This is a genomic window from Caballeronia sp. GAFFF2 (assembly GCF_023631485.1).
In the GTDB taxonomy this organism is placed as follows: domain Bacteria; phylum Pseudomonadota; class Gammaproteobacteria; order Burkholderiales; family Burkholderiaceae; genus Caballeronia.
In genome coordinates this window covers 1-12,832 of the sequence record NZ_JALQDA010000006.1, presented here as the reverse complement: position 1 = coordinate 12,832, position 12,832 = coordinate 1, and the positions used below count along the sequence as shown (strand labels likewise).

Sequence of the window (12,832 nt, the reverse complement as noted above, 5' to 3'; positions counted from 1 at the left end):
CGGGCGCGCCCGGGGGTCCAAAGCGGTGGTCCACTCTTTATTGAGTGAGCCCATGCGCCTTGCGTCGCACCTTCGCCGTTCTCGACACGGCGTCTATTCGTTTCGCCTCGTCCTTCCCGCCTCCCTTCGGGCGGTCCTCGGCCAAAGAGAAATCAAGCGCTCGCTTGGCACGAAAAGCCCGACGGCCGCCCGCCTCTTGGCTTACCATCTGTCGGCAAGAATGATTCCGATCGTTGAGGAGGCGAAACGCTTGGCCGCGCATTTTGACCCTGACCGCATTGACGCGGATTCGATCCGAAAGCTCATCGTGGAGGGCTTGCGCATCGGAGCCGACGGCTCTGTCTCGGCCGATCGCTTGGAAACCACGCCGGGGCGAGAGGCCGAAGAGCTGCGCGCGTTCTCGACCATGATCGATCGAGCCCGAACGCGACTCGGCCAACGAATGGCGGGCGAGCCGACGGCCGCTCAACTGGCCGAGCGAGACGAGTTGGCCGCCGCGATCGGGTTACCGCCGCGCGCCCCATCGCCGCCCGTCGACGTTCCGCAGCGCCTCGACGAAGCAATCGCGGCGTGGCTGTCCCACCTCGGATCTCTGGCCGGATCGACTCGCAAGGCCTACGCGACCGCGTTGGCGGGTTTTGCGCGAGCCGTCGGCGGCCCGGACGCGTTGGTCCATTCGATCGCGCGCGCCCAATGCATCCGCTACGCCGAGGGGTTGCTGACGCAGACGAGCGCCGGAAAAACATTGCATCCAAAGACTGTTCGCGCGCAGATCAACGCCTCCGAACTGTTCATGAAGTGGGCGGTCGGCAACGGCAGGCACGCCGGCCCGAATCCATTGGAGGGCGTGGCGCGCCCCTCGCCGACGCGCAGCGACGAGGGCGGCGCAGAGGCGTTTACGCTAGACGAGCTGAAGTTGATCTTCGAGCCGGAACGTTTCAACGACGCCAAAAGACCTCATCAATTCTGGGCTCCGCTCATCGCGTTGTTCACAGGTGCGCGAGCGAACGAGATTGCTCAGCTTCGCCTGCAAGACTTGGAGCCGGTCGATGACCTTCCGTGCTTGCGCATCGCTCACGATCCGCGCGGCGAGAACCCCACCCGCACGAAAAACGCAGACTCGACACGAACGATTCCAATTCACTCCGAGCTGCTGCGCCTTGGCTTGCTCGACTATATCGAAGACGTTCGCAGCGCCGGCGGGACGCGGCTCTTTCCTCACCTGCCAGCCGATTCGATGGGCAAGCGTGAGAAATACATCAGCCGCGACTTCAACGAAAAGCATCTGCCAGAAGTCGGTGTGCATCAGCCCCGGCGAAAGGTTTTCCATAGTTTTCGCGACACAGTCGAGACGACGCTGCACGCAAATGACGCAAAACCGGTTCAGATCGATGAGTTTGTCGGGCACAAAGCCGAGGGGATGGGTGCCGCTCGCTACAAGGCGAAATACACGCCAGCGCAATTCGCCGAACTCGTTCTGCCCCGCTTGCGATATCCCGGGCTAGATTTGAGCGGGCTTTGCTACTCGCGCGGCAGATGGAATGACTGGCTGTCCGCAAACATTAAGCCCTAGGTCGAAACTGCAAGGTCCCACGCATGCTAAGCCGGCTCGTTCGCGTCCTTCTCGCGCTCACCGCCATTTCGCCCTTGTCGGTTTCCTTGGCGTTTCAATTCGCGCGATCTCGCAATTACCTCTGGGCCTCTGCCGCTGTCGCGACGTGCTTGGCGCTTGGCTTTCTAGCTGGTGGCATCATCGCCGCTTCGGCGCGTCGGCTCGAAACCCTGCGTGTGACCATCACCAAGGCCAAAAGCGCCGACAAGGAAGTCATTGGCTTTTTCATCGCCTACGCGCTGCCGCTGATTTTCAAGCCCCAGCCGTCCAGCCCCGACCTCGTAGCGTGGCTTGTAGCAGCGGCGATGCTGCTCTTCGTGTTGTGGGGGACGCAAAGCGCGCAGGTCAATCCCGTGCTTGGGCTGCTCGGATATCATTTTTACGAAGTGGACACGGACGGAGGCGTTTCTTATCTTATGATCACGCGACGAAGGATCAGCAACGTCTTATCTGTGAAGAAGGTCGTGCAAATCAGCGATTTTGGGATTCTCGAAGCGCCCGACCAAAAATAAAAAGGCGTATCAATGACTTTGTTTGCTTTGATGAAGGCGCCAGCGCCGCGCATTCTCCGTTTCAGCCTAACCGCCGATCTGCAAAGGGAAGTGCAGAAGACTTTCGCGGACCAACTCGCGTTCTTCGAGAATTCGATCGAGGAAGTGTTCGCCTTTGACGGACGCTATTCGCCGGAGAGCGATGAAGCGCTTGAAATCGCGGGCTTCCAGGATGTGGATGGCATAATAACCGCGATTGATCGGCCGCTGTCCATCGACCAGTTCGATCCCGCCCGTCATTCCGCGGAGAGCATTTTGGCGCTGTTTATGGGCCATGAGCACGACATTCGCGTGGCGGCTCTCATTCAGATTTTTGATCGACGAAGAATCATCTCGAAAAAACGTCTTTCAATGTTTTATTCGGGAGACACCTTCCAGCAAATTCGCGACGACGGGATAACGCTGGGCGACAGCCTGCTGGCGGTCTTGGAAAATGGCGTTCTCAAATTCAAGAGCTTTCATCTGCTCCGACGAGTCTTTGATCTAAGCCGGCATTACGAAGAAGCCACAAACGAGGATGTCGAGGCTTTCGCGTCGCACGACGCTCTTTCCGTGTTCGATTTGGATGGATTTGTCACCTCCGCCAAACCGCTTGTCAGGAGAAAGATATCATTCATCGTCAAGTCTGGCGTGCTCGACGCGCACTCCGGCAAGGCGATCGCCGAGGCGGCTCTGCAATTCAAGCTTCAGATTGATCTGGACCCCGACGAACGGATCATACTGCCAACCGATAGAGTTGGATTGCGACGGATTCTGACTTTCCTGGCCGAGGATTACTACGAATCCCCGTTGTCAAAAACTCATTTCGTCTCGAACTCGAAGCGGCCGGCGGAATAACCTCGATTTTCGATGCGGAAAATTGGAGGCGACTTTCGCCTCTAATCGCTCCTTTCGCGATCAAGACCTTGACCTAGAATCCTCTGCCTATCGACGAGGCGCGGCGTGTTTCGCTTCTCGCCGCGTGGGCCGCCGGATCGACAATCAAATAACAAGGCGCTGAGAGCGGAAACACCATGATCAAAACAGTGGCGCGCATCAAGAGGTTTGGCGTCTTTGGAGACTATGCGAAGCCAGCCGGCATGCAGGACTTCGCCCCGGTGAACGTCATTTATGGATGGAACTATTCAGGAAAAACGACGTTGTCAAGATTGTTCCATTGTCTAGAAGCGAAGTCGCTTCACGCGGACTACGCAGGGGCGGCATTCTCCCTTGCCGAGGAAAACGGTTCGACGCTGGACCAGTCCAACTTAGGCGCATACGCCGGCGTCGTTCGCGTTTTCAATTCGGATTTTGTCGAAAAGAATCTCAGTTGGAACGGAGGAACATTTCATCCGATTTTGTTGTTGGGCGAAGACACAATCGAGGCGCAAAAGAAGATCGCCTCAAACGCCAAGCTCATTGAGCGCTGCCGAATGGCGTTCGCGAAACACCGCCGGCTGGCGGACGCCGCTGAAAATCAGATGAGCCAGAATCGCACCGTTGAGGCCAAGCAGATCAAAGTGCAGTTGTCCCTTGTCGAAGCCTTCACAGCTTCGCATCTCAACAGCTTGCTTGCCGGGCTAAACGCAGAAAATGCGGCGGCGGCTCGCCTCAGCGCAGAAGATCTGGCAGCGTGCCTCAAGCAGGCCTTGGCCTCCGACAAGGACAAGCTTGACCCGGCAACCTTGGTTCGACTTCAACCCACTTTGTCGAAAGCGATAGCGGCATGCGGACCTCTCCTTCGAAAGGTGCCGCAGATGTCGACCGCAATCGACTACCTTCGAGAGAATTCGGCTGTCGCGAATTGGGTGGAGAACGGTTTGACGCTGCATCAAGGCATGGGCCATTGCGAGTTTTGCGGCAACGCGCTGGCCTTGGAGCGAATGGAAGCTCTGCGCGCTCACTTCTCCACTGACCTGCGGAGGTTCAAAGGGGAATTGATCGCGGCGAAACAATCCGCTGACGCGCTTCGCGTTGAGGTTGCGGCGTTCGCGAAGGCAAACTTTTATCCCGACTTCCGCGAGAAGGCGGCGAGCGCGACCAAGACTTGGTGGCCGCGACAACGGCTTTCAATGAGCAGACGGCCCTGCTTTCCGCAGCCATGGCGCGCAGAATGGAAGCCCCCTTCGACGCGATGGAGCCTCCGGCTCTGTCGAACGAGGCGGAAAAAGAAGTGGCGCGGCGCGCAGCCACCTTCAACGAAATCGTGGCAGCCAACAACGCCATTGGCGCAAGCTTCGGCAAACTCAAAAACGGCGCCGTCAAGACAGCGAAAATGCACTTCGCCGCCGAGCTTTTCGAAGCGGAACGCGCGTCGGGCATTGCCAAAAAACGCGATATCAATCTTGCCCACCGGACCAAGATAGAGGCCATCGGAAAGCGCCTCAAAGCGGAAAACTCGGAGCTGGAAGCGCAGATAAGCTTTGCGCAAAAAGGACGCGAAAAGATCAACGAGCGGATCTCGAATCTGCTCGGCAGCGATGAACTCCAAATCGAAGTCGTCAAAGAAGGGGAGTCAGACCGTTTCCGGCTTGCCCGCCGCGAGACCATCGCGAAAAACCTTAGCGAAGGCGAGAAGACAGCCATTGCGTTCGCCTTCTTCCTAACCAAGCTGGACGAGATCGAAGACCTCTCGAAGTCGCTTGTCTACATCGACGACCCCATTTCGAGCTTGGACAGCAACCATATATTTCAAGTCAACTCGATCATTAGAGAGGTCTTCTTCAAGCAAGACGAGACCGACGCCGAGTGGAAAATAGCGTGCGCGCAACTCTTCATTTCGACGCACAAATTTGAGTTCTTCTCGTTGCTTCGCGAGTTGCCGGCGAAGAAAAAAAGGCGCTATTTCCAAACGAAAAAGTTGTCGCCCACAAGCTCGACGTTTGTGAATCTCCCGCTGTCCATCCTTAAATATTCGTCCGAATACCACTATATGTTCGGCGTCGTCCGCAACTTCCACACGAGCGCGGACAAAGGCGATTTGGAAACGCTGCTGTCGATTCCTAACGCCGTTCGACGATTCGTGGAGTTGTATAGCTACGCGCGCATTCCGCATTTCGTCGAAGGAACGGTTGACCAGCGCGTTGACACGCTTTTCGGCAAGGAGAAGTCGAAGCGCATTCTTAAAGTCCTGCATTACTTCAGCCATCTCAACGACATCGAGAGGCTCTCGAAGAACACCGATCTCATTTGCGACATTGAGCACGTGGTCTCCGACTTATTCGAGCTGCTTGAGAAAGACACACTGCACTTCGAGGCCTTGAAAGCGTCGCTGACATGACTGTTAGCAGTCGGCCTGTCGAGCAGCCAAATATTTGAGGCATGAAGGGCAACGCATGGGCGCGGCCTCGCATAGCAGGGGCGCTCGATCTCCACAGCGTCGCGAGATAGCGCTCAACGGCCGCCTGCCACCAATCGATCCATCCAGTCGGGCCAGCGCTGCTTACGAACGTGCCTTCGGCCGAAGAGCTCAATCTCGAACTCAATGGCGGCCGCCTTGATCGTCGCAGCCCCGGCCGCCGGGTGCCCCACTGGGGGCCTGTCCATTGATTGGACGTGTCGTCGCACAGCCTCCAAAGCGCGCTCCGCCGCGACGGCGCTCGGCTCGCCAAGATCAAACGATTCTCGCAAGGCCTCGCGCGTTTGAGGACACTCGGGCAAGCGATGGGATTTGAGGCATTCTCGATAAAACGCCACCCACGGCGACGCTTCTAGAAGCGTCGCGACTTCCACAAATCCAAACCCCTGCGCCAGCAACGCGTGGGCGGCCTTCTGCTCGGCGATCGTCAGGAAATACCGCTGCGCCGCCATCGTCGCCAGAAACTCTTGATATCGCGCCTCCGCGCGATGCTGCTCGCCGCCCATGTTCACTTTCGCTCTCGATTTTGCTCATCCGTGCCCGAGGGCGCAGCCGGCGCTTGGTCTGCGCGCTCCGCCACCCCTCCGGCGCCCCCGCCTCCGCTCCCGCTCTTAACGGCCCTTTCAGCGGTCCCTTGAGCCTTGCCGCTCAACAAGTCAGACATCAGCGCGCCCTTCTCAATCCGCGCCTCAAGCCATTCGTTCGCCTCGACCTGGGCGAGCATCCTCACTTGCCGAAGCTGGCGGCAATGCTCATCGAGCACAGGGACGAGCGCGTCCAGCAGCTCGGCGGAGAAACGCCAGTCGCCGCTGTCGCAGCCTCTTTCGATGACCTCGGCGAGCCCCTCTTTCGCCTTGCCCATCGCGACGCCGTCCACTTCGCCGAAGCCCTTCTCGGCGACGCGCGCGGCCACCATGGCCGCGTGCGCGAGCGCAAGGGCGGCCTCGTTGTCGGCGTCGCCGTCGCGCGCGCGTTGAAGAGCGGTCCACGAGCGCAGCGAAATGCGGTTTGCCGCAGCCGTGTCGAGCGGCAAAAACAACGCCTTTTTGTGTCGGGCGCGCTTTGCCAAGCCCGGCTTCACTTTGGCCTTTGAGTCTTTCGGCATCGGCAAGGCCATTTTGTATGATCACGCGTCATTCTCGCACGACGGCGCGGCGGGCAACGCTCGACGGGCGCGGCGAGACGACGCGCCGCTCCTCCGTGAAATCCTTAAAACAATCGTCCGCTCTGAAAGCGTATGCTTAGACGAAACGACTCGGAGCGCGACCATGGCCCAGCCCTATCGCTGGCCGCGACTGTTCAGCGGCCGCCTGACTTTTCAAAGCCCGTCCGAAGGGGTTCGCGATCAGCCCGAGCGCGTCGACTCGCCAAGCCCGTCGCCCCGTGGCGCCGTGTGCGAGCGCGACTCCTGCGCGCTGCAAGAGACGCTGGACATTTTCGACTCTTGGAGCAAACGTTTTCTAGGCGTCTGCCGCATGCATCTGGGCGTGAGCGAAGGCCGGCTCCCCTTCGCCGACGCGATGGATTCCATCGCCGCGTCCCATTGGATTTTGCCGGAGTTGTTCGCGCGGCTGAGCCATTGCGCCGCCGACGGCGCGAGCGTCGGCGCGGCGGGCCAGGCGTTCGCCGAGTTTCGAAATTTGTCGCGCGCAAAACAGGCCGTCGAGCCTTACCTGAATCCCGCTCGCCTTTCGCCGGCCCACGCCAGCGAGCTGAAAGGCGCCATCGCCGATCTCGACGCCGCATGCGCTCGTTTCAGAGAGGCCGTCTGCGGCCGAATCGACCGCGCCCGTTGACGACCACCGGCCGCGCCGATTGGCGAGGCGCGTTTCGTCTAAAGCCGCCTCCGAATGCGGACTCCGCGTCGCCGCGTGGCGCACCGGCACCCGCGTGGCCTCGCTAGGGCCGCTCCGGCTGCTCATTCCTTGCCGTGTGAACGATGCGAGCCCTCCCATACTGAGAAAGTTGCATGGCCTCACGGCAATCGCTGCTGACTCGTTCGGATTCGGCAAGGCTTAAGATAATCGTCGCGCGTCCGACATTCAGGAAGCGCGCCATTCGGCGCGCGCTTAAAAAACAAAGGAATTCGCATGTCGTGGCGCGCTTACGCTCTGGAAGATCTCTCTCACAGCAACTTTGGATGGATGCCGATGTTTGACGAAGCGCGCGAACTTGCGCGCAAGGAAAACAGCCCGGAAATCGGCGTCCTTGAAATCGAATATCAATGGGCGCTCGACACCGCTCGCGCGGCTGGATGGAGCGGCGACTTCAAGCAGCGGCCACGCATATTTTCGCTGCCCGAGCGGGACGAGCTGCGGTTTGGCCTTGTTTGGACCCAACCGAAAACTGCAAACACGCCGGAGCGCGCGTTCGTCATTTCGCCGATCGACTTGCCTTGGCTCGGGGAACCTGACGCGACGCTGGATTGATCCCGGCGGCCATGAGCGCCAAGGATTTTGCCCGCGACGCGCGCGCTCTTGGTCCGCCACTGACTTCGCAATTACCCCTTCAAGTTGCGCACGGCCGCTTCATATCGTGCGGCCAGGGCCTCGGGCGTGTCGTCGGCCTCCGGCCGTCTCGGGCCCGCGCTCTCGTTGCGAGCCTCCGTCGGAGAGCAGCCAAAGCGATCCTTGAAAGCTCGATGGAATGTCGACTCGCTCGAAAAACCGCTGGCGTAGGCTATCTCGCCAATTCGCTCCCGCATTCGCATCGGATCCGCCAACCGCCGATACGCCTCGTCAAGCCGTTTGCCGCGAATCGCGTTCGCCACCCCGCCGCGATCAGCGAACAACTCGTAAAGCGAAGTGCGCGAAAGCCGCAAAGACTTGCAAAGCGATTCCACGCCTAGCTCGGGGTCCAGCAAACGACGCTCAATCATCGCCAAAGCGCGAGCGCGGAGCATCGGAGACAAGCGGGCGTCCGGCCGGCTTTCGTCGATCTCCACAACTTGCGGAAGCAGGCAAGAGGCCAGCAAGCCGATCGTCGCCTCCGCCGCGACGCGCGATTGGTCGGTTGACATGTCCGTCAAAACATTCGCGAGCGCCACGACGTGCGACGACATGAGCGCGCCGACGGGATCGGCTGCCGCGAACGTCGCCCCGTGCAGCTTAGCGCCCTCCGGCATCAGCCGGTCAAGGGCCGCGCGCGGAACGCTCAGCGTGAGCATGGGGGCGTTCACGGCGAAGCCGACGTTCTCCACGCTTGTGTCGCGCACAGCGATCGAATTAAGCGCGACCCGCTGTTGCGCGCCTTCGGATTCCGACGCCAAGCTTCCGCCGAGCAGGCAGTGCACGAGATAGTGCTCGACGCCGCTCGTCGCTATGCGTCGCCGCGTGCGCTTGAACCAAACCTCGTCTTTCGTGAAATGCCTCGTCAGCAACATCTTGCCGTCGAGGCTCCACGTGTGAATCAGGGCTTCGAACTCCGTCTTTGATCGTTGCAACTCGTAGATTGGGCGCAACGCCTCCCTCCACACTTCTTCCGCGTCCATCGGCCCCACGGCTCCGCTGTCAAATCGCAAAGGCTTCGGCATTTCATCGCTTGTTCGTTTTTTGCGCATTTTAATTGGCCCGCGCGCGCGGCGGCGGCGGCGCGGCGGCGCAAGCCAAGCGATTGCGGACGAAATGAGAGGAAACGCCGGACGCAACGAGCGGCGCGACACGCGGGCTTCGAGGAATATCTCGCCCATTGGACAGCGCCGCTTAAAGCGGCAGAACGAGAGAAGGACGGGGGAGATGACTGTTGAGACAAGTCGCCATGCGCGATGGCGAAAGATGGTCATGGCCAACGCGCCGATTCGCTCACAAGCGTTTGGCCCGCCGCTTTTTGCCTTTGTCGCCGCCGGTCGCTTCAAGCAATTCACGGCGCTCGATGGCCGCTTCGCGGTATTGCCTCTCATCCTTCGCGCGAGCCAGCGACGCCGCGTCCGAGACGATTCGGAGGATCACTCGCCGGTCCTCCCTTGGCAAATCCGCGATCAACAAGCTCAAAGACCGCGCGTCTTCGCCTGCGGCTGCTCGATGCTCGCCGAAGAGCGATCCGATGGGGCAGTCGAACAATTCGGCGAATTGAGAGAGGCGGTGAACGGTCGGGGAGATGGTTCCGGTTTCCAGCCGAGAAATCGTTTGAATCTCGACGCCGACGGCGTTCGCCACGACCGATTGCGTGAGACCCGCGCGCTTGCGCGCGGCCGCAATCGCTCCGCCAATTCGCTTAAGCAGTTCTTCGCTCCCACCGGCCGTTCGCATGCTAGCTCCCTCGTCGCGAAAAAGCGACGCGGGTCTATTTTCGAGGGGATGCCCTGCGCAAAATACACGAGTTACGTTAATCTGTAGTCGCACTACGTTAATTTATAAACATATCAAGACATGCGGGGCGCGCCAGAAAAAGCGCAAGCCGCAAACGAGGATCAAATGAAAACTAAAACCTTGGCCTCAGCGGCCGCCTTTGCCCTCTTCCTGGCAGCTTGCGGCGGAGGCGGAGGAAACAGCGGCGGAGCGGCCACGACGCCGGCCGGCAGCGGAGCGAACACGGGAGGGGGCGCGAACACCGGCGCGGACACCAACACGAACACAAGCTCGATCTCCCTGTTGACCCCGGCGGGCGCGGGCGCGGCCTCTTTCACGGCGACCGGCGACGCAGTCAACGACTCGCTCGCTTACGCGAACGCGATGCGCGCTCAACTCGGCCTGCCAGTTTTAAAGTATGTGTCGGCCGTGGGCACGGCGGCTCTGAACCACGCCAAGAACATGCAAGACACCAACAGCGTCGGCCACTATGAAACCGCTGGCCAGCCGGACTTCACGGGCGTGTCGCCGACGGACCGCGTCGCGGCCGCCGGCTACACCACGAACTCGGTCGGCGAAATCGCCGCGGGCTTCCCGGGCAACCCCGCGAACCCGACGGGCTTCTCGAGCTCGACCGAAGCGATCGACGGCCTGTTTGACGCTCCGTTCCACCGCGCGATTTTCCTGTTCGACACGACGGGCGTCGGCATGGGCCAAGTCCCGACCACGGACCCGACGAAGTATTCGACGTTTGTGGGCGACTTCGTCGACTACGTCGCTTCGACGCCGGACAACAAGCTCGTGGCCTACCCGTATGCCGGCCAGACGAACGTCAAGCCGACCTGGCTGGCGATCGAAACGCCGAATCCGCTGGCGGCCAACCACCCGCAGCTGGTGAACACGGTGGTCGGCTACCCGGTGACGCTCACCGCGGCTGGCAATGGCGCGTTTTCGAACGTGTCGTTCGCGATCACGGACGCTTCGGGCGCCGCGGTTCAGTGCGACGAGATGGACAACAGCAACAACGCGGAAGCAACCCGCCTGGCCGTGTGCGTTCCGATCGCTCCGCTGGCCAACAACACGACCTACAAGGTCACGGCAACGGGCTCGCTGACGAACACGTCGATCACGACGGCCACGCCGTTCTCTGTGAGCTGGTCGTTCACGACGGGCACGACGACAGGCTCGTCAAACACGTCGGCGACGCCCTCCGCCGCCACTTCTGCGAAGTCGCAACGCTCGCCTGGCGCAGCCGGCGCGAATCGCTTGCCGGTCTTCAATTGAGGCGCGCCGCAATGAGAGCGCCATTTCCACTTGCGTGCGCCGTCCTCGCCGGCCTCGCCGCGTGCGCGGCGAACACAAGCCCCGTGTTCCCGCCGCCCGTTCCCGCCTCGGCGACGACCGCCCCCGCGCTGGTCCGGGCCGAAGCCCCGGCCTTCGCTGTCGGAGAAGAGTGGGAGTTCGACTATCGCAGCGATCTGGACCCCGCGCAAAACGCGCGCTACGCGCAGGCCGTTTCCAGCGTCTCCGCCAGCGAGACCGCGATCTCGCTCTCGGGCGGCCGCTCGGGGTTCGCGCTCATTGACGCGAACACGAACTATCGACGCTCGGGGGCAAGCGAATTCGAGCCGAGCGACCAGCGGCTCGAATTCCCATTGTTTGTCGGCAAGAGCTGGACGGCTTCCTATCTTTATCGCAACGGCTCGTGGCGTTCCGAGTGCAAGCGACAGGCCAAAGTCGAGGCCGTCGAGCGCGTGGAGACGCCGGCCGGAATTTTCGAGGCGTTTCGAATCGCGGAGAAGACGCTGTGGCAAAGCGACGAGCTTTACGGCGGCTCGGGCGTCACGCGAGAGACGCTGTGGTATGCGCCCTCGGCCAAGCGAATCGTCAAATCCGAGCTGCGCGACTCGCCAGCCAAAGGGCCAATGGTTTCAACGCGGCTCATGCTGCTGCGGCACACAACGCCTGCGGCAAAGCCTTAAAAGCAAGCTGCCTATCTCAAACAAACACCCAAAAATTAGACATGCAAATCAAACAAATACGCCGCCAAACCAACGCAATTCCCAAATCGTCGAAGCGGCCTAAACGACTGAGCTTGGTCGCCGCGCTCGGGGTCTCGACGCTCTTGTCTGCTTGCGGCGGCTCGCCGAGCGAAGCCGACGTGAGGGCCGCGTTGACCAAGCAACTCGATCAAGGAAAGACGCAAGCGGAGCAACTGATGGGAAAGAACTCATTTCTCGATCAGCGACTCTCGGAAGAAAGGCGGGCGGTCGACGCGACAAAGTTGATTGGCTGCAAATCAGACGGCGAAAAAGCCTATCTTTGCGACATCGAGAACAAAGCAGGCACAAGCCGCGTTCGGATGCTTAAAGGCTCAGAGGGATGGATTGCCGCCGACCCCGCGAAGGGCTAACCCCATTCTCAATTGATCTTTGACGGCTTGCGAAAACGACTCGCGGCTCGCAGACGTTCACTGAATTCGCCGGCTCTCCGCAAGAGCATATTTTTAATCATTCGGAGTTTTCCATGTCAAACGCAAAACTAGCAAGCGAAGCATCGCAACTTAGACGCGGCAAGGCGTTCTCAAAAGTCGCGCTGATCGGGTTGTTTGTGATCTTCATGTCGATCCCCATTCTCAACTTGCTGTTCGGGATGGGTTTTTTCATCTGGTTTTCCGTGAACATCTTTGCGCGAAGCGCTCAAAGGGGCAAAGACTTCTTATGGCTTGTGCTCGGCTCGTTCGTTTGCTTGTTCGGCATCGCTCTGCCCGCGTTCATGGAGCACAACCGCATGAGCTATGGCGCTTGCTGGTTTTACGGTTTCGTCTTGAACGTCTTCATCGGCGTCTTCATCGCTGGCGGCAGACTGGGGCATCTTTTCGACGACAACGCGGCGGTTCAATAGATCGCCAGCGGCTCGCGGAACGGAGCCGGCGACCGACTCGGCGCGGCGCATGCGCCGCGCGTGTCTCTGCCCCGGGTATGGTGGCGCCCCCCACGTCCCAAACCGCACGCAGCCGCTGAACACTAAACGAGCGGCCACTTCG

14 protein-coding genes and 1 pseudogene are annotated in these 12,832 nt (G+C 60.4%); 11 read left to right on the top strand and 4 right to left on the bottom strand.

What is annotated here, in order from left to right:
- The first annotated feature begins 52 nt into the window (after nucleotides 1-52).
- The 5 genes and pseudogenes from NCT04_RS02690 (at nucleotide 53) to NCT04_RS02670 (ending at nucleotide 5,422) form a co-directional block, all read left to right on the top strand.
- Nucleotides 53-1,573, top strand: coding sequence for a site-specific integrase (locus tag NCT04_RS02690; RefSeq protein WP_250463296.1), 1,521 nt, complete (start codon nucleotides 53-55; stop codon nucleotides 1,571-1,573).
- Between the two features lie 23 nt (nucleotides 1,574-1,596).
- Complete coding sequence (locus tag NCT04_RS02685; protein WP_250463294.1) at nucleotides 1,597-2,124, top strand: KwaA family protein; 528 nt, start codon at nucleotides 1,597-1,599, stop codon at nucleotides 2,122-2,124.
- A 12-nt stretch (nucleotides 2,125-2,136) separates the two neighbouring features.
- Nucleotides 2,137-3,000 (top strand): Kiwa anti-phage protein KwaB-like domain-containing protein, encoded by an 864-nt coding sequence (locus NCT04_RS02680; protein ID WP_250463292.1) that lies wholly within the window; start codon nucleotides 2,137-2,139, stop codon nucleotides 2,998-3,000.
- Nucleotides 3,001-3,176: 176 nt separating this feature from the next.
- Nucleotides 3,177-4,085: pseudogene (locus NCT04_RS02675) on the top strand (AAA family ATPase); the annotation flags it as partial.
- A 107-nt stretch (nucleotides 4,086-4,192) separates the two neighbouring features.
- Entirely contained in the window at nucleotides 4,193-5,422 is a 1,230-nt protein-coding gene (locus tag NCT04_RS02670) for an AAA family ATPase (RefSeq protein ID WP_250463289.1), read from the top strand.
- A gap of 113 nt (nucleotides 5,423-5,535) precedes the next feature.
- Here the strand turns inward: NCT04_RS02670 and NCT04_RS02665 are convergent, their stop codons facing one another.
- On the bottom strand, nucleotides 5,536-6,006 hold the full coding sequence (locus NCT04_RS02665; protein WP_250463286.1) for a hypothetical protein: 471 nt from the start codon (nucleotides 6,004-6,006) through the stop codon (nucleotides 5,536-5,538).
- 2 nt (nucleotides 6,007-6,008) lie between these two features.
- Nucleotides 6,009-6,605, bottom strand: coding sequence for a hypothetical protein (locus NCT04_RS02660; protein ID WP_250463283.1), 597 nt, complete (start codon nucleotides 6,603-6,605; stop codon nucleotides 6,009-6,011).
- A 163-nt stretch (nucleotides 6,606-6,768) separates the two neighbouring features.
- On the opposite strand from NCT04_RS02660, the gene NCT04_RS02655 reads away from it, so the two are divergent.
- Together NCT04_RS02655 and NCT04_RS02650 are read left to right on the top strand one after the other, a co-directional pair.
- Complete coding sequence (locus NCT04_RS02655; protein ID WP_250463280.1) at nucleotides 6,769-7,296, top strand: hypothetical protein; 528 nt, start codon at nucleotides 6,769-6,771, stop codon at nucleotides 7,294-7,296.
- A 294-nt stretch (nucleotides 7,297-7,590) separates the two neighbouring features.
- Nucleotides 7,591-7,929, top strand: coding sequence for a hypothetical protein (locus NCT04_RS02650; protein ID WP_250463277.1), 339 nt, complete (start codon nucleotides 7,591-7,593; stop codon nucleotides 7,927-7,929).
- A 71-nt stretch (nucleotides 7,930-8,000) separates the two neighbouring features.
- Here the strand turns inward: NCT04_RS02650 and NCT04_RS02645 are convergent, their stop codons facing one another.
- Entirely contained in the window at nucleotides 8,001-9,188 is a 1,188-nt protein-coding gene (locus tag NCT04_RS02645; protein WP_250463273.1) for a helix-turn-helix domain-containing protein, read from the bottom strand.
- A gap of 112 nt (nucleotides 9,189-9,300) precedes the next feature.
- Nucleotides 9,301-9,747 carry a helix-turn-helix domain-containing protein gene (locus NCT04_RS02640; protein ID WP_284509309.1) on the bottom strand — a complete coding sequence of 149 codons (447 nt, stop codon included), beginning with the start codon at nucleotides 9,745-9,747 and terminating at the stop codon, nucleotides 9,301-9,303.
- Nucleotides 9,748-9,927: 180 nt separating this feature from the next.
- Between NCT04_RS02640 and NCT04_RS02635 the strand changes: the two genes are divergently transcribed.
- From NCT04_RS02635 to NCT04_RS02620, 4 genes are all read left to right on the top strand, one after another.
- Nucleotides 9,928-11,070: a CAP domain-containing protein gene (locus tag NCT04_RS02635; protein WP_250463266.1), complete on the top strand. Its 1,143-nt coding sequence runs from the start codon at nucleotides 9,928-9,930 to the stop codon at nucleotides 11,068-11,070.
- An 83-nt stretch (nucleotides 11,071-11,153) separates the two neighbouring features.
- Entirely contained in the window at nucleotides 11,154-11,768 is a 615-nt protein-coding gene (locus NCT04_RS02630; RefSeq protein WP_250463262.1) for a hypothetical protein, read from the top strand.
- Between the two features lie 41 nt (nucleotides 11,769-11,809).
- Entirely contained in the window at nucleotides 11,810-12,199 is a 390-nt protein-coding gene (locus tag NCT04_RS02625) for a hypothetical protein (RefSeq protein ID WP_250463259.1), read from the top strand.
- A gap of 113 nt (nucleotides 12,200-12,312) precedes the next feature.
- Nucleotides 12,313-12,690 carry a hypothetical protein gene (locus NCT04_RS02620; protein ID WP_250463256.1) on the top strand — a complete coding sequence of 126 codons (378 nt, stop codon included), beginning with the start codon at nucleotides 12,313-12,315 and terminating at the stop codon, nucleotides 12,688-12,690.
- The last annotated feature ends 142 nt before the right edge of the window (nucleotides 12,691-12,832 follow it).

Bases quoted from the DNA above. Each gene is read 5' to 3' on its own strand.
- NCT04_RS02640 (WP_284509309.1), bottom strand. From the start codon at position 9,747: ATGCGAACGGCCGGTGGGAGCGAAGAACTGCTTAAGCGAATTGGCGGA.
- NCT04_RS02620 (WP_250463256.1), top strand. From the start codon at position 12,313: ATGTCAAACGCAAAACTAGCAAGCGAAGCATCGCAACTTAGACGCGGC.
- NCT04_RS02685 (WP_250463294.1), top strand. From the start codon at position 1,597: ATGCTAAGCCGGCTCGTTCGCGTCCTTCTCGCGCTCACCGCCATTTCG.
- NCT04_RS02660 (WP_250463283.1), bottom strand. From the start codon at position 6,605: ATGCCGAAAGACTCAAAGGCCAAAGTGAAGCCGGGCTTGGCAAAGCGC.
- NCT04_RS02645 (WP_250463273.1), bottom strand. From the start codon at position 9,188: ATGGGCGAGATATTCCTCGAAGCCCGCGTGTCGCGCCGCTCGTTGCGT.
- NCT04_RS02680 (WP_250463292.1), top strand. From the start codon at position 2,137: ATGACTTTGTTTGCTTTGATGAAGGCGCCAGCGCCGCGCATTCTCCGT.
- NCT04_RS02665 (WP_250463286.1), bottom strand. From the start codon at position 6,006: ATGGGCGGCGAGCAGCATCGCGCGGAGGCGCGATATCAAGAGTTTCTG.
- NCT04_RS02625 (WP_250463259.1), top strand. From the start codon at position 11,810: ATGCAAATCAAACAAATACGCCGCCAAACCAACGCAATTCCCAAATCG.
- NCT04_RS02655 (WP_250463280.1), top strand. From the start codon at position 6,769: ATGGCCCAGCCCTATCGCTGGCCGCGACTGTTCAGCGGCCGCCTGACT.
- NCT04_RS02650 (WP_250463277.1), top strand. From the start codon at position 7,591: ATGTCGTGGCGCGCTTACGCTCTGGAAGATCTCTCTCACAGCAACTTT.
- NCT04_RS02690 (WP_250463296.1), top strand. From the start codon at position 53: ATGCGCCTTGCGTCGCACCTTCGCCGTTCTCGACACGGCGTCTATTCG.